23 protein-coding genes are annotated in these 23,098 nt (G+C 69.0%); 8 read left to right on the forward strand and 15 right to left on the reverse strand.

Going from position 1 to position 23,098, the window contains the following annotated elements; genetic code table 11:
* Positions 1-22 precede the first annotated feature (22 nt).
* The 5 genes from OHA40_RS29100 to OHA40_RS29120 form a co-directional block, all read right to left on the reverse strand.
* Complete coding sequence (locus tag OHA40_RS29100; protein WP_330230032.1) at positions 23-553, reverse strand: PadR family transcriptional regulator; 531 nt, start codon at positions 551-553, stop codon at positions 23-25.
* Positions 554-611: 58 nt separating this feature from the next.
* Positions 612-1,175 (reverse strand): hypothetical protein, encoded by a 564-nt coding sequence (locus OHA40_RS29105; protein ID WP_330230033.1) that lies wholly within the window; start codon positions 1,173-1,175, stop codon positions 612-614.
* Between the two features lie 34 nt (positions 1,176-1,209).
* Positions 1,210-2,775 (reverse strand): precorrin-3B C(17)-methyltransferase, encoded by a 1,566-nt coding sequence (gene cobJ / locus OHA40_RS29110; protein ID WP_330230034.1) that lies wholly within the window; start codon positions 2,773-2,775, stop codon positions 1,210-1,212.
* Positions 2,772-3,407, reverse strand: coding sequence for a precorrin-8X methylmutase (locus OHA40_RS29115; protein WP_330230035.1), 636 nt, complete (start codon positions 3,405-3,407; stop codon positions 2,772-2,774). Before OHA40_RS29115 ends, cobJ begins: the two co-directional genes overlap by 4 nt.
* Before the next feature lie 99 nt (positions 3,408-3,506).
* Positions 3,507-3,944, reverse strand: a complete 438-nt coding sequence (locus OHA40_RS29120) for an Lrp/AsnC family transcriptional regulator (RefSeq protein WP_067470668.1) — start codon at positions 3,942-3,944, stop codon at positions 3,507-3,509.
* A 137-nt stretch (positions 3,945-4,081) separates the two neighbouring features.
* Between OHA40_RS29120 and ddaH the strand changes: the two genes are divergently transcribed.
* Entirely contained in the window at positions 4,082-4,927 is an 846-nt protein-coding gene (gene ddaH, locus OHA40_RS29125) for a dimethylargininase (RefSeq protein ID WP_330230036.1), read from the forward strand.
* A 57-nt stretch (positions 4,928-4,984) separates the two neighbouring features.
* On the opposite strand, the gene OHA40_RS29130 is transcribed toward ddaH, so the two are convergent.
* Both OHA40_RS29130 and OHA40_RS29135 read right to left on the reverse strand, forming a co-directional pair.
* The gene (locus OHA40_RS29130) at positions 4,985-6,235 is read right to left on the reverse strand and encodes a precorrin-3B synthase (protein WP_330230037.1); all 1,251 of its coding nucleotides are present in this window, start codon (positions 6,233-6,235) and stop codon (positions 4,985-4,987) included.
* Between the two features lie 132 nt (positions 6,236-6,367).
* Positions 6,368-7,390: an alpha/beta hydrolase gene (locus OHA40_RS29135; protein WP_330230038.1), complete on the reverse strand. Its 1,023-nt coding sequence runs from the start codon at positions 7,388-7,390 to the stop codon at positions 6,368-6,370.
* A gap of 472 nt (positions 7,391-7,862) precedes the next feature.
* Between OHA40_RS29135 and OHA40_RS29140 the strand changes: the two genes are divergently transcribed.
* The 4 genes from OHA40_RS29140 to OHA40_RS29155 all read left to right on the forward strand — a co-directional run bounded on the left by OHA40_RS29140 (position 7,863) and on the right by OHA40_RS29155 (position 14,486).
* Positions 7,863-8,849 carry a hypothetical protein gene (locus tag OHA40_RS29140; protein ID WP_330230039.1) on the forward strand — a complete coding sequence of 329 codons (987 nt, stop codon included), beginning with the start codon at positions 7,863-7,865 and terminating at the stop codon, positions 8,847-8,849.
* A gap of 359 nt (positions 8,850-9,208) precedes the next feature.
* Positions 9,209-9,991: an SAM-dependent methyltransferase gene (locus tag OHA40_RS29145; RefSeq protein WP_330230040.1), complete on the forward strand. Its 783-nt coding sequence runs from the start codon at positions 9,209-9,211 to the stop codon at positions 9,989-9,991.
* 223 nt (positions 9,992-10,214) lie between these two features.
* Positions 10,215-13,787, forward strand: a complete 3,573-nt coding sequence (cobN, locus tag OHA40_RS29150) for a cobaltochelatase subunit CobN (RefSeq protein ID WP_330230041.1) — start codon at positions 10,215-10,217, stop codon at positions 13,785-13,787.
* A 171-nt stretch (positions 13,788-13,958) separates the two neighbouring features.
* Positions 13,959-14,486, forward strand: coding sequence for a hypothetical protein (locus tag OHA40_RS29155; protein WP_330230042.1), 528 nt, complete (start codon positions 13,959-13,961; stop codon positions 14,484-14,486).
* Positions 14,487-14,584: 98 nt separating this feature from the next.
* On the opposite strand, the gene OHA40_RS29160 is transcribed toward OHA40_RS29155, so the two are convergent.
* The 7 genes from OHA40_RS29160 to OHA40_RS29190 form a co-directional block, all read right to left on the reverse strand.
* A complete protein-coding gene (locus OHA40_RS29160) occupies positions 14,585-15,544 on the reverse strand; it encodes a helix-turn-helix transcriptional regulator (RefSeq protein ID WP_330230043.1) in 960 nt (319 codons plus the stop codon).
* Positions 15,545-15,598: 54 nt separating this feature from the next.
* A complete protein-coding gene (locus OHA40_RS29165) occupies positions 15,599-16,951 on the reverse strand; it encodes a cytochrome P450 (protein WP_330230044.1) in 1,353 nt (450 codons plus the stop codon).
* Between the two features lie 116 nt (positions 16,952-17,067).
* Entirely contained in the window at positions 17,068-17,439 is a 372-nt protein-coding gene (locus OHA40_RS29170; protein WP_330230045.1) for an STAS domain-containing protein, read from the reverse strand.
* Between the two features lie 242 nt (positions 17,440-17,681).
* Entirely contained in the window at positions 17,682-18,077 is a 396-nt protein-coding gene (locus tag OHA40_RS29175; protein WP_330230046.1) for a hypothetical protein, read from the reverse strand.
* A gap of 30 nt (positions 18,078-18,107) precedes the next feature.
* On the reverse strand, positions 18,108-18,263 hold the full coding sequence (locus tag OHA40_RS29180) for a hypothetical protein (RefSeq protein WP_330230047.1): 156 nt from the start codon (positions 18,261-18,263) through the stop codon (positions 18,108-18,110).
* Between the two features lie 27 nt (positions 18,264-18,290).
* Positions 18,291-18,620: a plasmid stabilization protein gene (locus OHA40_RS29185; protein ID WP_330230048.1), complete on the reverse strand. Its 330-nt coding sequence runs from the start codon at positions 18,618-18,620 to the stop codon at positions 18,291-18,293.
* 198 nt (positions 18,621-18,818) lie between these two features.
* The gene (locus OHA40_RS29190) at positions 18,819-19,370 is read right to left on the reverse strand and encodes a TerD family protein (protein WP_330230049.1); all 552 of its coding nucleotides are present in this window, start codon (positions 19,368-19,370) and stop codon (positions 18,819-18,821) included.
* A 324-nt stretch (positions 19,371-19,694) separates the two neighbouring features.
* Here OHA40_RS29190 and OHA40_RS29195 point away from each other — a divergent pair, with 324 nt between their 5' ends.
* A complete protein-coding gene (locus OHA40_RS29195) occupies positions 19,695-20,435 on the forward strand; it encodes an anti-sigma factor (protein ID WP_330230050.1) in 741 nt (246 codons plus the stop codon).
* Positions 20,436-20,460: 25 nt separating this feature from the next.
* Here the strand turns inward: OHA40_RS29195 and OHA40_RS29200 are convergent, their stop codons facing one another.
* Positions 20,461-21,570: a glutamate--cysteine ligase 2 gene (locus OHA40_RS29200; protein ID WP_330230051.1), complete on the reverse strand. Its 1,110-nt coding sequence runs from the start codon at positions 21,568-21,570 to the stop codon at positions 20,461-20,463.
* Positions 21,571-21,724: 154 nt separating this feature from the next.
* Between OHA40_RS29200 and OHA40_RS29205 the strand changes: the two genes are divergently transcribed.
* Both OHA40_RS29205 and OHA40_RS29210 read left to right on the forward strand, forming a co-directional pair.
* Entirely contained in the window at positions 21,725-22,060 is a 336-nt protein-coding gene (locus OHA40_RS29205; protein WP_330230052.1) for a hypothetical protein, read from the forward strand.
* Between the two features lie 84 nt (positions 22,061-22,144).
* Entirely contained in the window at positions 22,145-23,095 is a 951-nt protein-coding gene (locus tag OHA40_RS29210; protein WP_330230053.1) for an FAD-dependent oxidoreductase, read from the forward strand.
* The last annotated feature ends 3 nt before the right edge of the window (positions 23,096-23,098 follow it).

Raw genomic sequence — 23,098 nt, forward strand, 5'->3', positions numbered from 1 at the left:
CCGGAACGCCACGGCGACGCGTTCAATTGTCGAGGAACTCGGGCAGGTGGTCGAACCATTCCAGCACCGCCCGCTCGTAGCGGATCCCGAAATCGAGTGTGGCGCGGGCGAAGGCCGGCATCGTCTCCGGATCCTCGGCGAGATACCGAGCGAGCCGAGCCTGATGGATCTCCCGATTGGCCGCGACGATGCCGTCGAGCCGATCGCGATCCAGATGGGCGCCGAACGAGAGCGTGAGCAGCAGCGGCACCCGGATCGTCTCGCCGCCGGGATCGCGGCCCACCCATTCCAGGAACGCTTCGCGGCCCGCGTCGGTGATGTGATAGGGCGTGCGTTCGCGGGCGCCGGTCTCGCCCTTCTCGACCAGTCCCGCCGCGTCCATCGCGGCGAGTTCTCGATACACCTGACTCTGCGTGATCGTCCAGAAGTCACCGATGCGATCCTGCGCCTTGGCCACCAGGTCCCACCCCGACATGGGACCTTCGTGCAGAAATCCGAGCAACGACGCCGCCGTGGAGTTCAGCGGCTTGCGCGTGGTCGCGGTGTTGGTCAACGACTGCTCCCTTCGCTCGCCAAACATTCCATAATGGAATATTACCGGAACGAGGTGGCTACGCGCTGCCGGTCAACTGGTCGAGCCGGGCAAGTACCTGCGCCATGCCTTCCTCCAGTCGCGTCTGGCCCTGTTCCAGTCGCTCCTGACCCTGCTCCAAACGGACCTGTCCTTTTTCGAGTACGGTGACCCGGCGGTTGAGCTCGCCGACACTCTGGTGCAGTCCGCCGACGTTTTCGCGCAGCTCGCCGACACTCTGGTGGAGTCCGCCGACGTTTTCGCGCAGTTCGCCGACGTTTTCGCGCAGTTCGCCGACGTTTTCGCGCAGTTCGCCCACGTTTTCGCGCAGTCCGCCGACGTTCTGGTGGAGTCCGCCGACGTTTTCGCGCAGTTCGCCGACGTTTTCGCGCAGTCCGCCGACGTCTTCACGGAGCTCTGCGACGGCTCCCTCGATCGTCTCCGTGCGCCGGTCGAGCCGACCGATGCCGTCCAGCGCTTTCCTGGTCAGTGCCGCGAGTTCGCCTAGGACGACGCCCTGCTCGTCGAGCGCTTGTTCGCTTGCGGTGGCCCGTGCCTCCAGGGCTCGGGTGCGCAGCGTCAGCTCCGGCAGTGTCGCGGCCAAGGTTCCCCTCCGATCTCCGATGTGTCAGGCGATCTTACGCGCCGCCGGATGCCGCGTCGCGGGCATCGCCGTAGCGCCGGGACGTGTAGACACGAGTGCCCGCATCGGTCACGAGTGCCGTGGTGGTCGATGCGCCGATGATCAGCAGGGTGCGCATATCCACCTCGGCGGGGTCGAGATCGCCGAGCGTCACCACCCGGACCGACTCGGCGGGCCCGCCGACGTCACGCCCTATGACGACGGGTGTCTCGGGCTTGCGGTGCTCCAGCAGCAGGTCCCGCATCGCCCCGACCTGCCAGGTGCGCTGCGAGGACGCCGGGTTGTAGATCGCGATGGCCATATCCGCCGCGGCGACGGCGGAAAGGCGTTGCGCCACCACCTCCCAGGGCTTGAGCCGATCGGAGAGCGAGATCATCGCGTAGTCGTGTCCGAGCGGAGCTCCGACCCGGCTCGCCACCGCGTTGGCCGCGGTGAGCCCGGGAAGCACGCGCACCGGCACCTCGCGCCACCGGGGGTCCGCGGATTCCTCCAGCACGGCCGCCGCCATGGCGAAGACCCCCGGGTCACCCGAGGAGACGACCGCCACGCGCGCGCCCCGTTCGGCCAGATCCAAGGCCATGGCGGCGCGCTCGGACTCCACCCGGTTGTCGCTGGCGTGGCGGCGCTGACCCGGTCGGTGCGGTACCCGGTTCAAGTACGTGGTGTAGCCGACCAGATCGGTGGCGTCCGCCAGGGCTGCGCGCACCTCGTCGGTGGTCCATTCCGGCGCGCCGGGACCCAGCCCCACTACGACGACTTCGCCGACCAGCCCGGTCGTCGCGTCGTGCACCCGCTGGCGGGCGGCCGGATTCGTCGTGGCGTGTGGCAGCGGCGTCGTCGGTTCCGGGCCGGGAACGAGCGCGATGGAGAAATAGGGCACTTCGGCGTCGTCGACCGCCCCCGCGTGCAGTACGCGCTGCTCGGTGCTGCTCGCGCGTTCCACGTAGTACGCACCGGACAGTCGACCGGAATCCGAAAGGGCTTGGCGCACACCGGGATAGGTGCGTCCCAGTTTCATGATCGCGGCTGCGTCGGTCGCGCGCAGTCGACGGGTGAGCTCGTCCACCGACATGGTGCCCGGCAGCACGGTGAGCACCTGCTCTCCCTCGACCAGCGGCGTGCCCAACGCGGCCGACGCGGCACTGACCGAGGTGATGCCGGGAATGATCTCGGCCTCGAATCGGTCGGCCAGCCGCCGGTGCATGTGCATGTAGGAGCTGTAGAACAGCGGGTCGCCTGCGGCGAGCAACGCCACCGAGCGGCCCGCGGCCAGGTGCCCGGCCAGCCGCTCGGCGGCCTGTTCGTAGAACTGGTCGATGGCGCCTTGATATCCGCCTGGGTGGTCGGTGGTCTCGGTGGTCACGGGGTAGACGAGGTGCTCCTCGAGCTGGCCATGGCGCATGTACGGCGCGGCGATGCGGCGAGAGATACTGCGGCCATGGCGCGCACTGTGAAAGGCGATGACATCGGCCGCCTCGATCACCTTGGCCGCCTTGACCGTCACCAGTTCGGGATCGCCAGGGCCGAGTCCGACGCCCCACAGTTTGCCCGGAACGCTCATTCCTGTTCGCTCGCAATCGCGTTCAACGCGGACGCGGTGGTCGCACTTCCTCCGCGCCTGCCGCGAACCGTGAGGTATTCGATGCCGCCGAACTCGATCAGCGCCTCCTTGGATTCGACGGCGCCGACGAATCCGACGGGGATGCCGAGGACGGCGGCGGGCCGGGGTGCACCACCGTCCAGCAGATCGAGCAGATGAAACAGCGCCGTCGGGGCGTTGCCGATCGCGACGACAGCGCCCTCGAGGCGGTCGCGCCATAGCTCCAGCGCGGCGGCGGAGCGCGTAGTGCCCAGCGCCGAGGCCAGATCCGGGACGCGTGGATCGGCGAGGGTGCACACCACCGCGTTGACGGCGGGGAGTCGTTTCCTGGTCACGCCCGAGGCGACCATGGTCGCGTCACACAGAATCGGTGCCCCCGCATGCAGCGCCGCCCGCGCCGCGGCGACGACGCCGGGTGTGAAGGCGATGTCCTCGGCGAGATCGACCTGGCCGCAGCCGTGGATCATGCGCACCACCACCTGCGCCACGTCCGGCGGGAACCCGCTCAGATCGGCCTCGGCGCGGATCGTCGCGAACGAGCGACGGTAGATCTCGGCCCCGTCGGTCAGGTAGCTGGCACGTACGTCGGACATGCGGTCCACCCTATGGGTGCGGGTCCGGACGGGCCGGTCCGGGTTGTGGGGTGTGCTGCCGTACGAGGTCGCCGCGTTCGGCAGGATGACGCAGGCCGCTCACGTGCGCGGACGCTCGAGGATCCGGGACATGACGATCGAACTTCGCGTGCGCCCGACTCGCGCGTTCTCCCGGATCCGCTCCACGGTCACCTCGATCTCGGCCATGTCGGTGGCCATCACGTGGACCAGCGCGTCGGCTTCGCCCGCGATGGTCCACACGCCGACCACCTGCGGGATCGGTTCCAGGCTGCGTTTCAATTCGGCAGGGGAGATGTTGTCGCGGTAGTAGACCTCGACGTAGGCCTCCGTCTTCCAGCCCAATGCGGCCGGATTGACCAATGCGGTGAATCCGGTGATCTGCTTGTTCGCGACCAACCGGTCGACCCGCCGCTTCACTGCGGGCGCGGACAGCCCGACTGCGCTGCCGATCTCCTGGAACGAGGCCCGTGCGTGCTTCAGGAGTTGTTCGAGAATCCGCCGATCGAGGTCGTCCACGTCACACTCCTCGCGCCGAGGCACAATGATTGCTCTATTTCCGCCGCAAACTCGCAACGAATCGTTATTTCTGGCGCAATAGTAGTCGAATTATGGTCATTTCAGCTGAAGTCCGTGCCTGACCTCCGGGAGTTCCGTTGACGTCCGTAGCCACCCTCCAGGTCGAGTCCGCCGCACGCCGTTGGTCGCCGCGCCGGTTCGTCATGTGCCGCCCCGACTACTTCGAAGTCACCTACTCGATCAATCCCTGGATGAACCCTGCCGAGCCCGTCGACCGTGAGCTCGCGATCGAACAGTGGGAGACGCTGCGCGCCACCTATGCGGAACACGGGCACACGGTCGAGGTGGTGCCCGGCAGCCCGGGCCTGCCCGACATGGTGTTCGCCGCCAACGGTGGCATGATCGTCGGCGACCGAGCGATGTCGGCCCGCTTCACGCACCCGGAACGCGCCGCCGAAGGCCCGGCCTACCACCAGTGGTTCGCCCGGGCGGGGCTACCGAATCTGGTTGCCGCCGAGGAATTGAACGAAGGGGAAGGCGATTTCCTTCTGATCGGTGATCGGATCCTGGCCGGTATGGGATTCCGCAGTTCGCTCGCGGCGCACGAGGAGGTATCGCGCCACTTCGGTCTGCCTGTGGTGTCCCTGGAATTGGTCGATCCGCGCTTCTATCACCTGGATACGGTGTTGCTTCCGCTGGACGCCCACACCGTCGCCTACTACCCGCCCGCTTTCAGCGCGGCGGCCCGCGCGGTTCTCGCCGAACTCTTCCCCGACGCTATCGTGGCCACCGACGCGGACGCGGCGGTGCTCGGGTTGAACGGCGTCTGCGACGGCGTCAACGTCTTCCTCAGCGGTCGTGCCACCGATCTGAGTGAGGCCCTGGGCGCCCGCGGCTACCATCCGGTCGGGATCGAGATGTCCGAACTGCTCAAGGCGGGCGGATCCGTCAAATGCTGCACCCTCGAGATCCACGGCAGGTGACGCGGCGCGCAGACCCGCGGTGACCAGGCGACATGCCGCCGGGCCACACGCCGACGGTCAGTCGATGCGGTAACCAGCCTTGTCGGTCGCGACGATGTCGGTGATCTCGCCTCGAGGACGGCCACAGCGGCGGTCGCAGCCGGACCAATGCTGACGCCCGGCCACCGAAACGTCCGTGGCGGCCGTCGGTGTTTCCGGGACATGATGGCGCGCAGCCGTTTCCGGCCCCGGCGGCCCAGGAGCCGGATCGGCCGCTCCGGACTCGATGGGGTGTGCCGCAGGCAGTACGCGGCCCGTGCCGACCGCGTCGGACACATCGGCCCGGACGTCGGTATGCGACTTCGCACAGCCGGGCTGCCCGGCGCAGGCGCTGACCAGAAGCCACGGCGAGTCGGCGTCGAAGATCAAACCCATCGGGGCCAGCACACGCACGATCTGTTCGGCGGCCCACTCCTCCAGGTCGGTGACCACCAGGCCGCGCCAGGGCGTGACGAAGATCGGTCGCTCGATAGCGGCGAGGAACTCGGCAGTGCGGGCGGGCAGGCAGCCGAGGCGCACACCGGCGCCGAGGCTGACCAACCCGTCCTCCTGCTCCAGCCAGCCGATCGGAATGCTCTGCACCACAGGCAGTTCGAGCCGATCGGTGACGGGCGAGAGCCCGAGGAGATCGACCACGCGATCGGCGCCGTGTTCGATGTCGTGCAACCGCCAGCGGCCCGCGTCGTCGCCTCGCAACGCCAGGAAACCGTGCGCTGCGGCGAGCATGACGTCGACCGCGTGGGCGGTGGAGAGACGGACGCCGCTATCGCGGCCCGCCAGCAGCAACGCGAACTCCTGCGCCCGGACGGCGTGCACACCGATGTCGGCGCCGAGTCCGCTGACGTCGCCGCGACCGTCATCGAGGGTGAACAGCACCCGGCCGGGCAGGTCGGCCAGCCGCGGCGCGGCGAGCAGCCCGGCGTCCAGCGCGGGGACCAGGGGGTGCACGTCGACCAAGCCGCCGACGCGTCCGGACAGCGGCGAGGCGATGATGTTCCGCACCCGCTCATGGGTGTGGCTGGGCAGTAGTCGCACGGCGGAAAGCCGGTTTGTCAGCTCCTCCGCGTCGCGTACCTGCCGCAATTGCACGTTGCCGCGAGAGGTGAGTTCGATGTTTCCGTCCGCCAGGTCGCGGGCGGCCTCCGCCAGCGCCTGTACCTGCGCGGGTTCCAGTCGCCCACCGGGCACCCGGATCCGCGCCAGCGGCCCGTCGGCCGCCTCGTGCAGCCGCAGCACACCCGGACAGGAATCGGGAACACCTCGTGTCATAACGAGACCAGCCTACGGACCGGCGGGCACGGCACCTACGGCGCCGCCCGCCCTGCACTCCACTCGATCACCCGGGGCGATCACGAAGCGCAGACCCGGCGCCCGCCGCGGGACGACGGACGGGCGGACCGGTTACTCGACGACGGACTCCATCCAGTCGATGACGGCGGACCGATACTCGGCGGTGTTGCGGGCGAGATTGACCGAGTGGCCGCTGCCGGGCAGCACGAAGGTCCGCAAGCGTGCGGCCGGCCCGAAGAACGGCGCTTCGGCGGCATGCAGCGTCTCGGCATTCGCGCAGACGGCGTAGCCCGGGCCGCAGGACAGCCGGTCCAAGCTGCCATTGACGACCAGGACCGGGACGCTGATGAAGTTGGACATCGGCGGGAGGGTGGAGGTCAGGCCATCGGGATATTCCGTCGGCGAGAAGACTTCCTTGGTCGCTTCGTCGACCGCGAGAACCTCGGGGTCGGCGGTCTCGGGCGCGAAGAAACTGCGCGCGCGGGTCCCGGGCTGCGTGGCGAGGTAGCCGGGATCGTATCCGCGCCCGGCGAAGTGGGGATCCTGGGCGGCTTGATGATAGGTGGCGATCACGCCGAGGACTTCGGAAACGTTGAGCGCGTGGGAGAACCCGGTGAGGAGGACACCGTCGACATCCTGGTAGGTGCTCGCCTCCAAGACATCGATGCCGGAGCTGAGCGAATGGCCACCGGTGACGACCTTTCCGAACGGCGGCGCGCCCGCCAGTCCCCGGCGCAAGGATTGGACGATGTCGTGCAAGGCGCGGGCGGAGACCGACGCCGTTACCTGCGTGCTGGGCGGCCTGGTGCTCGCGCCGTTTCCGAGCCGATCGACCACGAGCGTCGCGTAGCCCGCGGCGTTCATCGCGCGCCGGAAGTTGTAAGTCTCCGGGGCGTAATGGAAGTCCCAGTACGTGTGGTTGTAGTTGGAACCCGCGATCAGCACCATGACGGTGTCGGTCGGGTGCGCCGCGGGAACGCACAAGGTACCCGCCATCGCCCCGAGCGGGACCGGAATGGACACCGATTCACAGCGATCCGGCGGCGACGTGTTCTCGGCGCGGGCCACATCCGGCGTAAGGCAGAGGAGTATTGCCGCAGCGGACGCGACGATCGACCGTACCGAGGTTCGCACGCGACGCAGGCTATGCGCGAAATTTACGACGCGCAACACCTGTCCCGACGCGGGCATCGGTCGCGACGACCTGATGGGTTGCCCGCAATATGAACTCCACCAAGGACTTTCATGTGGCTTCGGCGATTACGCCATGCCGCAACCGGCACATCGAGCCGAGGCCGGTTCGGCTGCATTTCACCGCGCGGCCGGCGAGTGGTCGAACGCCGAGGGGAGAGCCGGCCGGTGGCTGGCTGCTAGTGTGTCGAGGTTCCGGCGAACGCCGCTACCGCACATAATGATCCGTGGCTATCGCGGGGTATAGCCGCATGCGTGTTGCCCGGCCACCGCCGACACTACGTCGGCAGGGCGGATGCCCGGGACGATGCCGCCGAACTGAGGAGCGCGGGAAGTGGATTCGATGGGGCAAGGGTCGGGCGCGCGGGCGGTGCACTTCGTCGGAAGTTTTCCGGCCGAGAGTACGGATGTCGCGATGCGGGCAATGCTGGATGGCGCGGGTCCGCGGCTGCGTACCTTGCCGACGGGTGAGACGCGGCGTTACGAGTTCTACATCCAGCCGATCATCGAGAATCTGGTGTCCCAAAGCGTTTTGGAGGTGAGGAAGCCCGGCGCGTGGCAGTCGAGCAGGGACCGCACGATCCATCGCGTCGTGCGTGGCACCGAATTGAGCGGCGAGATCATGGATCTCGGGTACCTCCGGGAAGCCGAGGAGGCGTGGCCGGTATTTCGAAGCCTGCGCGAGGAGCGGGCGTTGCCCGGTCTCGCCCTGCAGATCGGCATGCCGACCGATTTCACGTTGACGTTCATCGCCATGGGGGCGTCCGGGATACGGACCCACCGGCACGCGTTCCTCGATGCGACCGTGCGCGACATCACCGCTATCCGCGAGTTGGCCGGTGACGACGTCGTCGTGCAGCTCGAGGCCACCGCGGAACTCGTGCTGCTGGCCAAGACGCAGCCGTTCCACCGTCTGGTGGACGGGATGCTGGGACTGGGCAGGGGAATCGCCGCGCTGGCCGCCGCGGCACCCGAGGGGACTCGGTTCGGGGTGCATCTCTGTCTCGGCAGCCTGCGCAACAAGGCGCGTGGGAGGTTGCGTGATGCGCGGCCGCTCGTGGACCTGGCGAATTCCGTCGTCCGGCAGTGGCCGCAGGGCCGCGTGCTGGAATACCTGCACGGGCCATTCGCGGCGGGCGACGTACCGCCGTCCGCGCGGGCCGAATTCTATGCGCCCCTTGCCAACCTGTCCTTGTGCGAGGGCACCGATTTCTATGCCGGGCTAGTGCACGACAGTCCGACCGAGGGGCAACAACTGGAGACATTGGCGGCTATCGAGAATGCACTCGGGCGCCCCGTCGACGGTGTCGCCAGCGCATGTGGACTCGGCCGCCGTCCCCGCGGAGTCGCTGATGTACTCATGGCGCGAGCTGATTCGCTGGCAGGGGCCTTGGACGATTGAGTCCCGCACTTTCCTGCGGATGGCCGCCAGAAGTCCTGTCCCGGAACGCTGTTCAGTAAGAATCGGTGCTTCGTCCTAGGGTGTGCGACCTATCTGAGCAGCCGTCGGTGCGCCCGCTGCCGATGCAACCGATGCTCAGCGCCGACGGTACTGATGCGGCGGATTGGCTCGAGCGGGGGTTCGGCCGAGGCCCCTGCTGTCAATCGGAAGCCAAAAGGCTGGCGCCGCAACACTTATCGACCAAGCGTGCCGGTGGTGCACACTATCCCGATCGCGGTTTGCCCAGGACATGGCGCGTCACCTGTAGGTGACAGCTTGTTACAATTCTGGTCGAGGATATCGGAGGTACGGTGTCGAGCATGGAGCGAGCACCGCGTGGCGTCGATCCGACCACGCCGAACTCCGCTCGGGTATATGACTACCTGCTGGGCGGCAAGGACAACTACGAGGTGGATCGGGCGGTCGCCCATCGAATGCTCTCGGTCGCGCCGGACACCCGGACCCTGGCCTGGTTCAGCCGCCAGTTCCTGGTGAACGCGGTCCAATTGGCCGCCGAGGCGGGCGTTCGGCAGTTCATCGATCTCGGCGCGGGCATTCCGACCTCGCCCAATGTCCACGAGGTGGCCCGCAAGACCGATCCGTCGGCGCAAGTGGTGTACGTCGACTTCGACCCGGTCGTGTATGCCCACTGCAACGCCCTGCTGGCCGCTTCGGACGGCGTGACGGCGATGCTTGGGGATGTTCGCCGCCCGGACGACATCCTCGACCGGTTGACAGCGGGGAATCTGATCGACTTCGACGAGCCGGTCGCGATCACGCTCGTCGGCGTCCTGCACTTCGTCATGGACGACGAACATCCCGCCGAGATTGTCGCCCGATTCCGCGACGCGATGGCGCCGGGAAGCTATCTGGCGTTCACACACGGCTCCGACAGCAGCGATCCGGATTTCATCAGTCAGTCGTCGTCGGACACCGCCAAGACCTCGGCCCAGGTGATCTATCGCTCCGCAGCGCGGGTCGCGACGTTCTTCGACGGCTTCGACCTGCTCGATCCCGGCTTGGTTCCGCTGCAACAATGGCTCGACGACGACTTGCCTGCCACGCGGCTGGTGCTGCTGGGCGGGGTCGTCCGCAAGGCCTGAAGCGCGTCCGACCATTCGGACCGGAACCCACCACCTCGGCTGAGCCCGACCTGGACGGACACGCCGACGGGCTCGACCCGGGCAGCAGGTAGCATCGGCATGCTCGGCGGACGACGAGGAAACCGGTGAAAGTCCGGTGCGGTCGCGCCACTGTAGAAAGCCAGACCCTCACCGGCGAGCAGCGAACCCCCGATGGGCGCGTCACCCGAGGAAGGCTGCCACCGTGATTGTGCTGTTGTCCACGTCCGACACCGATCTATTGAGTGCCCGTGCCAGCGGCGCCGACTATCGGTGGGGCAATCCGGCCCGCCTGCTGGTCGACGATCTACCCGGGCTGCTCGACGGCGCCGATCTGGTGATCGTGCGCATCCTCGGCGGCAAGCGGGCATGGGAGGACGGGCTGGAGGCGCTGCGCGCGAGCGGCGTTCCGCTGGTCGCGCTCGGTGGCGAGCTCGCCCCGGACGCCGAGCTGATGGAGTGCTCGACCGTGCCGGGCGGCGTCGCGGCCGACGCGCACAACTACCTCGCCGCCGGCGGCCCGGAAAACCTGCGCCAGCTGCACAACTTCCTGTCCGACACCGTGCTGCTCACCGGCCACGGCTTCGAGCCGCCGATTCAGCTGCCCAGCTGGGGTGAACTGGACCGAATCGCCGCACCGGTCGAGGGCCCGACCGTCGCGGTGATCTACTATCGCGCACAGCATCTCGCGGGCAACACCGCCTACGTCGACGCCCTGTGCACCGCGATCGAACAGGCCGGCGCGCGTCCGCTGCCGCTGTTCTGCGCGTCGCTGCGTACCGCCGAACCCGAGCTGCTCGCGACCCTGCGCCGGGCCGACGCGCTGGTGGTGACGGTGCTGGCCGCGGGCGGCACCAAGCCGGCCACCGCCTCCGCGGGCGGCGAGGACGAGGCGTGGGATGTCGGCGCGCTCGCCGACCTGGATGTCCCCATCCTGCAAGGCCTGTGCCTGACCACCGGCCGCGCCCAGTGGGAGGCCAACGACGACGGCCTGTCGCCGCTGGACGTCGCGACCCAGGTCGCGGTGCCGGAGTTCGATGGCCGGATCATCACAGTCCCGTTCTCGTTCAAGGAATTCGACGCCGACGGCCTGTCCGCCTACGTTCCGGACGCTGAGCGCGCGGCCCGCGTCGCGGGAATCGCGACCCGCTACGCCCGGCTGCGCCACATCCCGGCCGCGCGCAAGCGCGTCGCGATCATGCTGTCGGCCTACCCGACCAAGCACGCCCGCATCGGTAACGCCGTCGGTCTGGACACCCCGGCCAGCGCGATCCGTCTGCTCACCGAAATGCGCTCCGCCGGTTACGATCTCGGCGCACCCGGCGAGGTCCCCGGCCTGGACGAGGAAGACGGCGACACCCTCATCCACGCTCTGATCGCGGCGGGCGGCCAGGATCCGGACTGGCTGACCTCCGAGCAGTTGGCGGGCAACCCGATCCGGATCGGCGCCGCGGCCTACACCGCCTGGTTCGATACCCTGCCCGGCGACCTGCGCGACGCCGTCGTCGAGGCGTGGGGCCCGCCGCCCGGCGAGCTCTACGTCGACCGCTCGTCCGTCCCGCAGGGCGAGATCGTCATCGCCGCGCTGCGTTTCGGCAATGTGGTGCTCATGGTGCAGCCGCCGCGCGGTTTCGGCGAGAACCCCGTCGCGATCTACCACGATCCCGACCTGCCGCCCAGCCACCACTATCTGGCCGCCTACCGTTGGCTCAGCGCCCCCGAGGGTTTCGCCGCCGACGCGATGGTGCACCTGGGCAAGCACGGAAACCTGGAATGGCTGCCCGGCAAGACGCTCGGTATGTCGGCCTCCTGCGGCACCGATGCCGCGCTCGGTGACCTGCCGCTGATCTATCCGTTCCTGGTGAACGACCCGGGCGAGGGCACCCAGGCCAAGCGGCGCGCGCACGCGACCTTGGTCGATCACTTGATCCCACCGATGGCCCGCGCCGAAAGCTATGGCGACATCTCGCGCCTGGAGCAGTTGCTCGACGAGCACGCCAACATCTCCGCACTGGACCCGGCCAAGCTTCCCGCCATCCGCCAGCAGATCTGGACGCTGATGCGCGCTGCCAAGATGGACCACGACCTCGGCCTCAGCGAACGCCCGGACGAGGACTCCTTCGACGATATGCTGCTGCACGTCGACGGCTGGCTGTGCGAGATCAAGGATGTCCAGATCCGAGACGGCCTGCACGTGCTCGGCCAGGCGCCCGCGCGAGAAGGGGAACTCGACCTGGTGCTGGCCATGCTCCGCGCGCGCCAGCTGTGGGGCGGCGAGCGCACCGTGCCCGGCCTGCGCGAAGCGCTCGGCCTCGACGAATCGGGCAGCGAGGCGCGCGAGCGCGTCGACGCGGTGGAAGGCGCCGCCCGCGCACTCGTCGCCGCATTGCAGGCGGCGGACTGGTCGCCGGATGCGGTCGACGGCATCACGGAGAATCCCGAGGTCCGCCAAGTGCTGCGGTTCGCGGCCACCGAGGTGGTGCCGCGCCTGCGGCAGACCGGCGTAGAGCTCGACCGGGTACTGCACGCGCTCGACGGCGGGTTCATCCCGGCGGGTCCGAGCGGTTCGCCGTTGCGCGGCCTGATCAACGTCTTGCCGACCGGACGCAACTTCTACTCGGTCGACCCCAAGGCCGTACCGTCGCGGCTGGCCTGGGAGACCGGCCAGGCCATGGCGGAATCGCTGCTGGACAGGTACCGGGCCGACCACGGTGAATACCCGCGGTCGGTCGGCCTCTCGGTGTGGGGCACCTCCGCCATGCGCACCTCGGGCGACGATATCGCCGAAGTCCTTGCGCTCTTGGGTGTCCGGCCGGTCTGGGACGAGGCGAGCCGTCGGGTCAGCACGCTCGAGGTGATTCCGCTCGCGGAACTCGGCCGCCCCCGCATCGACGTCACCGTGCGCATCAGCGGCTTCTTCCGCGACGCCTTCCCCCATGTGCTGGCCTTGCTGGACGACGCGGTCCGCCTCGTCGCCGACTTGGACGAGCCGGGCGAAGCGAACTACGTGCGTGCGCACGCTCGAGCCGATCTGGCCGAGCACGGCGACCAGCGGCGCGCCACCACCCGGATCTTCGGCTCCAAGCCGGGCACGTACGGCGCGGGCCTGCTGCAGCTGATCGACTCGAAGAGCTGGCGCACCGACGACGACCTCGCCGAGGTGTACACCACCTGGGGCGGCTACGCCTACGGGCGCGACCTGGACGGCGCGCCCGCCGCGGCGGATATGCGCGGCGCCTATCGTCGAATCGCGGTGGCCGCGAAGAACACCGACACCCGCGAGCACGATATCGCCGACTCCGACGACTATTTCCAGTTCCACGGCGGTATGGTCGCCACCGTCCGCGCGCTGACCGGCAAGAACCCGGAGGCCTACATCGGCGACAGCACCCGCCCCGACGCGGTGCGGACCCGGACGTTGTCCGAGGAGACCGCACGGGTGTTCCGGGCCCGCGTGGTGAACCCGCGCTGGCTGGAGGCCATGCGCAGGCACGGGTACAAGGGCGCGTTCGAGATGGCGGCAACCGTCGACTACTTGTTCGGCTACGACGCCACCACCAACGTCGTGGCGGACTGGATGTACGAGAAGCTCACCGAAAGCTATGTTTTCGACGACGTGAACCGTAAGTTCATGGAGCAGTCCAACCCGTGGGCGCTGCACGGCATTGCCGAGCGGCTGCTGGAAGCGGCCGAGCGGAAGCTCTGGGAGCATCCCGAACAGGACACGCTCGAGCGGTTGCGCCAGGTCTATCTGGAGACCGAAGGAGAACTGGAGTAGTGCGCATTTCCATCCGCTGATCGGTGTGGACAGCGAAAAACCAGACCTTGCAAGACATTTCGGACACCGAAAGCGGTCGGAAAATAGTCATGCAAAATGTCTATAATTGATAGGATTTCGGGGCTGTACCCAGGTAACGACAGATCGAATCTGCTGAGGATGGGATGGCTCATGAAGCTCAGAAAAGTGGTTGCGACCACGCTGCTGACCATTGCCGCCACCGGCGTCACGGCGGCTACCGCGTCCGGCCAGGCCGAGGTCTCCGCCCCCGCGATCAGCGGCGTCGACCGCGGTGTCGCCTACACCGCGACCGTCGCGCCGGACCGGTCCAGTGCGACGGTCACGCTCGCAGCCGGTACGTTCGCCCTGACGCCGGACGCGGGAGTTGCCGTGCTGGCGCCGGGCGGAGACGTGATCGCGATGGTGCCGACGACCCTGTGGACCGCGATGGGCCAGCAGGTTCGGGTGTCCCCGGACATCGACGCGGCCGCTACGACCTTGACCTTGACGCCGGTCGGAGCCGCCGTTCCCGCGCCGGGCGCGCCGCAGTTCATCGGTGACCCGCAGATGACGCTGGGGGGCTTGGCGATCGGCTGCGCCATCGGGGCGGCGGTCGGTCTGATCTTCTTCATCGTCGGGGTCTTTCCCGGCTGCGTGGTCGGTGGCCTGATCGGCGCCGCCGCAGGCGCGAGTCGGTAGTGCGGAGCTGAGTGCGGGTGTTCGCGTCGGCCGCGCTCGGCGTCTGGTTGCCGAGCGCGGCCGAATCGCGTGGCACGCGAATCGCGTTGGTCCCGGCGCTATCCCTGTCCCGCCGCGCGCCGGAATCGTGCCGCGGTGGCGACGAGGTGCTCGGCCAGTGCGGGCGCGTCCAATACTTCGAAGTCGACGTCGGCCAGGCCCAGGTACAACGTCAGTAGCTGCGGCGAGTCCGAACCCACGTGCACCACACAGTGCTGCGGACCGTCCGGCTCGACCTCTACCGCCGCGGGCAGGCGCGCCCGGATCGCCTGCGCCGGTGCGGCCATGCGCACAAGGGCGCGATAGCGCCACGTCGCCGCGTCCACGCCACGCTGCACCCGCTCGGCGATCTCTTTCTCGGGTACGGCGCGCGGGGTGAACCGGGGGCCGTTCGGAATCTTCGGCGTGATCCGGTCGACACGGAAGGTGCGCCAGTCGTCACGTGCGACGTCCCAGGCGACCAGGTACCAGCGGCCTCGCAAGTGCACCATCCGGTGCGGTTCCGCATCCCGTCGGGACGAGGTCCCGGAATGGGTTTCGTAGTCGAAGCGCAATCGTTCGCTCGCCCGGATCGCGCCCGCGACCGCGGTGAGCACCGCCGCGTCCACGGTCGGCTCTCCGCGACCGGGCACGTGCACGGTGGCGGCGGTCAGCGTCTCGACCCGGTGCCGCAACCGCGCGGGCAACACCTGCTGGAGTTTCGCCAGCGCCCGCAGCGAGGTTTCCTCGATGCCGGTGACCGCGCCGTTGGCGGCGGTGACCAGTCCGACCGCCACCGCGACCGCCTCGTCATCGTCGAGCAGCAGCGGTGGTAGCGCCGATCCGGCTCCGAGACGGTACCCGCCCGCGACGCCAGGCATCGCATGCACCGGGTAGCCCAGTGTCCGCAAGCGCTCGATGTCGGTGCGTACCGTCCGCGTGGAGACGCCGAGCCGTTCGGCCAGAGCGGACCCGGTCCAGTCGCGTCGCATCTGCAAGAGCGACAGCAGCCGTAACAGCCGCGCGGAGGTTTCCAGCATTCCTCGATCATGACAGCTATCGCGGAAGCCGTGGTTCCGCAATGGGGACGGAGGCTAGCCGGTCTGTGTCATGCACGGCTCGACGGCGAAGTCGAGACCGAAGTTGTTCAAGGTCACCGGCAGCGGCGCGTCCGGGTTCGGCCGCGGTGTGGACCGCAACCGGAAGTCCGCCGCGGTCAACAGGTGCGCGAGCAGCGTGCTGGTGACGAAGAGGACCAGGTTGCGGCCGGGGCAGTCGGCCGGGCCCGCGCTGAACGGCACGAGTTGCGGGTACTGCTCCGCGCGGCCGTCGAGCCAGATGCCCGGGACGAACGTGTCGGCGAACGGCAGCAGCTCGGAGTCGCGGTGGAATGCCGGGACCGCGATCATCAGCGCGGCGCCCGCCGCGATGGTGAAGCGTTCGTCGCCGTCCCGCCACTCGGTGTCGGCGGTGATGTCACGCAGCAGCATGGGAGTGGTGGGCCACAACCGTACCGACTCGAGGACGCACGCCCGCAAGTAGCCGCGCACCTCGACGCGCTCGGGATCGACAGCGTCGTCGAGCGCGCGGGCATGGTGCTCGGGATGGGTACTGAGCACCGCCAGCGCGCGGCTGAGCGCGATACCCGCGGCGTCGAAGGCGAACAGCCAGTGCGGAATCTGCCCGACCGGATCGACCGCGCCGCCGGCGGGGACCGCGGCCAGGGCGCCGGCGAGACTGTCCGGCTGGGCGGACTCGACATGCCGGTAGAGGCGATTGATGAACTGATCGCGCTGCCTGCGATGAGCCGGCGCCAGGTACGACCAATTGCCCGCCGAACGCAGCCGGGAGAGTTCGTCGGTGAGCACCGTGTCGTCGCGTCCCCGTTCACCGAGCACGATCCGTCGGACCAGTCGCCACCACTGCATGGTGAACTGGCGCGCGTCCATGTGCCCGCGGTGCAGTGCCGACACGATCATCTCCTGCGCCTCGTCCGCGATCGCCGCCGCGAAGGGCTCAGCGAGACGATGCAGCGGCTCGCCGCTGTCGAGTGCGGCCTCGTTCAACTCTCGGCGTTGCGCGCGGATCGGACCGTCGGACAGCAGGACGCCGTGCGGCTGGAACTGCCGCAGCGCGGCCCGCTTCTCCCGATTGGCGGGGTGAAAGGGCGTCGGCGCGTCGGCGAGTACCCGCTCGACGTCGCTCGGGTCGAGAATCACGACGATCCGTCGTCCCGGCACGACCAGTTCGACCGGACCGGAGCCGAATTCGCGGCGCAGCTGCCGCACGCGCTCGATCGCCCGGGAATCGGCCCCGGTGCGTTCCAGCAAGCCGAGCACCGGTCGCCGTCGGGCGATCACCCCGGACGCCACCGAGGCGAATCCGAGATCCGCCAATGCCGCCACCGCGGGCACCCCCACCAGTCGGTGTTCGCGGTTTTCTGCCATACGGCCTCCTCCCGGTGCGCTCGAGTCGACACGGTGCCGACGACCGGTCAGGTACCCGAGAATGCGTGGCTGAAACCGCAGCGGGGTCGGTAGGGCACCGTACGGCGCCGGGAAGCTCAGTTCGGAGGGTGGGGCTCGTCGACCGTCAGCGCGCCATCGACGGAGTCGAATACCGTAAGCAGCCGGTCCAACGCGGTCAGCTCGATCGGCCTGCGCGCCGCGTCGCTGGGGACCACACGCAACCTGCCGGAACCGGCGGCCTCCGAGGCCGCCACCAGGACGCTCAAACCGGCGGAGCCGAGGAATCCGACGTCCGACATATCCACTACGACGGCAGGCGGCGCCTGGCGCAGCGCCTCGTCGAGCGCCGACTGCAGCTGCGGAGCCGATGCCATGTCGATTTCGCCGTGCACGGTGACGATCAGCACGTCGTCCGCGAAGCGCACCTCGATTTCCAACGCCCTGGGCGCGCTTTCGGAACTCACCATCCACCTCCCGTGCCGGCGGCGTGGCCTCGGCAGTACGCCACGTCGACCTCGCCGCGGTTCGTGCCTCTGGCACACGGGCACGGCGCAGAGCGAGCATTCCGCCGGTCAACTTACCCCATCGTGTCGTCCGGTGATCACTCTGCGCGGACCTACAGTGCACTCGTTCCGGGTGCGCCGCCTTCGCGGCGGGCTCGAAGCCGCGGCGAAGCAGGGCTATTCGGGCCAGGTGCCGGTGAAGGTCATCACAGTCTTCGCACGATCTGCCACACGAGCACCGCAGCCCCTGCGGCGCAAAGGGCGGCCGCGATCGGATGCCCGCGCACCGTTCCGGCGGTACGTCTGCCGCGCGCGACCACCGGCTCGGGCGCCGCCGCCGCAACCCGGTGGGCCAGATCCGCGGCGCTTGCCTTGGCCTGCTCGGCTTTGTCCGAGACGGCATGCGCCGCTTCGGACGCCGTGTGCCGCGTCGCCTCGACGGCGCCGCGTGCCTTCTCCTTGCTTCGCGCAGGAACCTCGAGCTTATGGCCGAGTTCTTCGACCGCCCTGCCGAGTTCCTCCCGCGCGGTGTCGCGGTGTCGCCGCAGCGCGGTCGCCGCATCATCGGCATGCGGCCCGATGTGCCACTTGCCGTCGTTCATCCCCATCTCCTGTTCTTGATCACCTCGATGTCACCCGCACACCTCGACCGGCTCCTGCGGTATCGGCGGAGCAGCGTTTTCACGTTCTTCCCGGATGAGCCGGGATATCTGTGCGGTGGCGTCATCGATCAGCTCAGTGACCGACCTCGTGCTCGCGGGTGGGTCGGTCCGTGCCGTTTCGGTCATGGCACATCCTCCGCGGCACCGCGGTGCTCAATCGCGGCCCAGCGCCTTCTCCAGCTGGCCCTTGTTCATCGTGGAGCGGCCCTTGATATTCCGCTTCTTCGCCTCGTTGTACAGCTGATCCCTGGTCGGGCCCTTCGGCCCGCTACGCCCGGAGCGCTGGCCGCCGCGTTGCTGCGGGGACTTGTCGCGGATCGAGGTCCGGCTCGCGGTCTTGGTCTTCCCTTCCTGCGCCCGGTTCTTGTTCACCGTGCGCGCGGCCATCTCCTTCGCGCGCTTCGTGCTCGCGCCCTGGCTCTTCGCCGAGTCCTTGACGTGCTCGTACTGTCTCTCGTCCTTGTCCGTCCATTCTTTGGGCATGTCACACCTCCTGAATGGCGACTACCCGCGTGCGGGGATTCCAATCGGACGGCATCCGTGCCCGGGTTTCGATGCTGGGGCGGGTAGCGGCCGAAAGGCTTCCCGCGACCCGGGATGCGGTGCGGGACGTCGAGGGGTGCCACGCCAACCGAGTGTGAGTGGCAAAAGCGCTGGGCCGCAGCCGAAGCCGTGCCCGGACTAGCCGACGTAGGCGCCGAGCAGCGGTATCGCCTCGACCGGATGCCGCGCCTGAACGCCTTTGCCGACGGCGTCGAAGCGCCAGAGACCGTCGGTGCGCCGTACCCTGCCCAGCACCAGGCCGGTGTGGTCCCCGCCGCCGGTCAGGTCGTAGCGGGCGATCTGCGTACCCGCAGCGCTGTCGATCAGTCGGCAATAGGCGTTGGCGATCTGCTCGAAGGTCTGCCCGGTGTAACAGGTGATGAGGAAGAGCACCGTCGTGACCTCGGCGGGAATCCGGGTGAGGTCGAGGGTGATGATCTCGTCGTCGCCCTCGTCCTCCCCGGTGAGGCTGTCGCCGTGCAGCCGCACCGCACCGTCTGTCGAGCTGAGCTGCTCGTGATAGACGACGTCGACGAGCCGGTCCGCGGCGAACAGCAGCGCGGCGGCGTTGAGATCGATGTCCTTGCGGTGGCGGCCGAACCAGCGCGGCCGCGTGGCCGGGTCCCACCCGAGTGCCATGGTGACGTGGTCGAGCGGAGTACCACCCTCGTCGCGCAACGTCGTGAACATGTGTGTTCCCCTCTGCGTTGGCGACGGTGTCTCGCGCCGATCTCCGGCGGAGCAGCCTACCCGAAATTGTGGCGAATATGGCGAGTAATCCAATCCACGAGGCGGTGCGCCGCGAAGTCAAGGCATGCGGGTTGGCATAAAGCACGGGAGCCGACGCCATGGCGGGAGACCCCGCGCCCGCGGTTCGCCGCCACCGGCGTACGCGGTTCGCGAGATCGCCGCAAGGGCGCGAGCGGCCGGTCCGGTCACCGCGCAGGACGACGGCGCATCCGCCCGGTCCGCGCTCGGACGGCGCTGGGCCGTTCCATCGGAAGGTGGCCGGTCATGACCGAGACCGAGCAGCCCCGCGCCGACCTGCTCGATCTGGCCTACCCCTACGCAATGGACACGGTGGCCGAGATCGAGCGCAGGCACATCGAAAACCGGGTGGCGAAGGCTGATTCCGGTACCGCCGCGGCATTCACCGCCACGGTGCACCGGGTGCGGGAGACCCTGGGGGCGCTGAGCGCGGTCGACGCGGCGAATCCACCGCCGACGCTGGAGTCGAAGATCCTCCGAGCGATCGACGACTCGTGTGCGGACGCGCGATCCGGGCGGCGCGGTGCCCGGTCGGTGCCCCGCAGGCTGCCGCGGGTGGCTCGGCTGGTCGTCACCGCCGCGCTGATCGTCGGGGCCGGTGCGGGCGCGGTGATCGCCGAGCGGGTCGCCGCCGCGCATCGCGCCGCGCCGGTCACCGCTGAACAAGTACTCCTCCAACCGGATTCGCGCTCCCGCGTGGTCGACCTGACGGTCGGGGGCACCCTCACGGTGAGCACGTCACAACGGCTACGCTCTGTCGCGGTGACGTTCGACGCGGTGCCCGCGCCGCCCCCTGGACGGGCCTATCAACTCTGGGTGGTGTCCTCCGCGGGTGCTGTCCGCTCGGCCGGTGTGCTGACCATGGTGCCGCAGGCCGGGGTGTCGGTCCGATTCGATCCGGCGGATGTCTTCGTTGTCACGATCGAACCTGCGGACGGTTCGCGGCGCCCGACGGCACCGCAGATTGCCGCGGTCGACCTCGACTGAATGGGACCGCGCCGCACCGGGGAGCTCATGGCCCGTCGCACCCTTCGAGGGTCGCGCGCGCCACCTCTTCGACGACGTCGTCGACCGCACCACGCGCCCGCAGCGCCGTCAGTTGCCGGAGCGCACCGTTGCCGCGGTCGAGCAGGCGGGCGAAAGCCTCGTCGACGAACTCGCGGTCACCCGCCTCCGCGAGCGCGGGCGCGGCGTAGTCGATCAGGCGGCGCAGCAGCGTGCGGATCGGCGCCACCTGGCCGTCGTGCGGATCGACGCCGTCTCCGACCAGTCCCGAGCGTGCCGACTTCCAGTACGCCGCTCGCAGCACCTCGGCGGGCACCGCGGGCGCGGGGCGACCTTCGGCCAGGGACTTTCGCGCCGTCACGACGATCGCGCGCACCAGGGCGGCCAACAGTGCGGTCTCTTCGACCGTGGCGGGTATATCGCTCACCCGCACCTCGACGGTGGGGAACGAAACCGACGGGCGGACATCCCAATAGACCATCTGCTTGTCCAGGATGCTGCCGCTGTTGAGCATCATCGCGACCATCGCTTCGTAGTCCCGCGCGGACTCGAAGTACGGCGGCGGTCCGGCGCTGGGCCAGCGCCGCCACAGGATGCTGCGCCAACTGGCGAACCCGGTCTCGGTGCCGCGGTAGATCGCCGAGTTCGCCGTCATCGCCAGGAGTTGCGGCAGCCACGGCCGCAGATAGTTGCTCACCTGGATGGCGGTCTCGGAATCGGGGATGCCGACATGCACGTGGCACCCCGACAGTCCTTGCTCGTGCGCGAGCAGCCCGAAGTTCTCTTCGATGCGCTTGTAGCGCGGGGTCTGGGTGACCGGGAACTCGTGCGGCACGGTCGGCGGGATGCCCACCGCGAGCAAGCGCGCGTCGTTCTGCTGGGCGCACGAGGAGATACCGCTGCGCAGCTCGCGCAGCTGCCGGTGCAGCGCGGCGATATCGGTGTGGACCGCGGTGCTGGCTTCCACCTGGCAGCGGGTCAGCTCGAGTTGCAGGTCGATCCCGATGTCTTCGGCTGTGCGCGCCACCTCGACGTTGCGTGCCAGCGGCGCACCGGTATCCGGGTCGACCAGCAGAAACTCTTCTTCCACACCGACGGTCGCGCGGCCATCGTCCATACCGGTGGCATACCCGGGGCTCGGAGGGCTAGTCGGTGGATCGCAGGTGAAGTTGCCGTTCGGCCGCCTCGTCACGGGCTCGATTCCGGGGTTTGAACGGCGTCGAGGCGGAAACTGCCGACGCGGGGACTGTTGTACCGATAGGAGACATCGCATGTTTCGGATCGCTCTACGTCTCGTCGTGACAGCCGGCTCCGCCGTCGCGGTCGCCGGGACCGGTGCCGGGCTGGCCGCCGCGGGACCGACGCTGTCGGCGGACACCCAGGAAGAAGGCACGATCGCGGTGGGCAGCCAGCCGGCTTCGGAGAGCTGGACCTGTGCGCTGCTCGGCTCGGGCGAGCAGGCCGGTATGCGGGTGGATGTCGCCCGGAACGGCGAGAGCCGCGGCGGGTTCGCGGCGGGAAGCACCGTCACCGCCGCCTGCGCCGGGCCCCAGTGGCCGATGGTGGCCTTGACCACCGGGGTAACCTCCCTCGACGACGCGGACTGATCGGAGCCGCGTATCGCGCCCGCCTCCCACGGCCGGTGCTGCGGAAACGTCACGGAACGGGCCGGGGTCGATAGTCTCGCTCGCATGCGGATCGTTGTCCTCGGCTCGGGCATCTCGGGCCTTTCCACCGCGGCGGAACTGCTCCGGGACCGGCACGAGGTGACCGTTGTCAGCGCCGCTCCGATCACGGCGACCACCTCTTTTCTCGCCGCTGCCGTGTGGTTTCCCACCGCGGCAGGTCCGGCCGACCGGGTCGGGGCGTGGAGCGACACCACCTTCGAGCATCTGGCCGCGCTGGCCGCCGCAGGCGCCCCGGGCGTGCGCATGTGCGAGTCGATGGCACTGCATCGGGACGAGCCCGCGATCCCGGCGTGGTCGCGGTCGGTGCGCTCGTTCCGGGCCGCCGCCCCGGGCGAACTGCCCCCTGGTTACCGCTTCGGTTTCCGTTTCGCGGTCCCCTTGGTGGAAATGCCCACCTACCTGCCGTTCCTGAGCGCTCAGGTGGACGCGGCAGGCGCGCGACGCGTGCTGCGCACCGTCCACCGGCTCGACGATCTCGCCGGCCTTTCCCCGGACGTCGTGGTCAACTGTGCGGGCCTGCGCGCCGCCGAACTCGCCGGGGACCCCGATGTGTATCCGATCCGCGGTCAGATCGTCCGGGTGACGAATCCGGGGCTGTCGGTGTCGATCCGCGACGAAGCCCATCCGCTCGGCCGTGCCTATGTCCACCCCCGCGCCGCCGACTGCGTTCTGGGCGGTTCGCTGGAGCCGGGCGAGTGGGACACCGCGCCGGACCCGGATCTGACCCGGTCGATCCTGCGGCGCTGCCGCGATCTGGCTCCCGCGCTCGCCGAGAGCGAGGTGCTGGAGACCCTGGTCGGACTTCGCCCCGGCCGCGGTGAAGTCCGCCTCGAACTCGACACCGCCGTGCTGCCGGGCATACCCGTCGTCCACAATTACGGCCACGGCGGTTCCGGCATCACCATCGGATATGGGTGCGCGTTGGAGGTCGCCGCTCTCGTGGCGGGGCTCTGAGCG

This window comes from Nocardia sp. NBC_00508 (assembly GCF_036346875.1).
Classification (GTDB): Bacteria; Actinomycetota; Actinomycetes; order Mycobacteriales; family Mycobacteriaceae; genus Nocardia.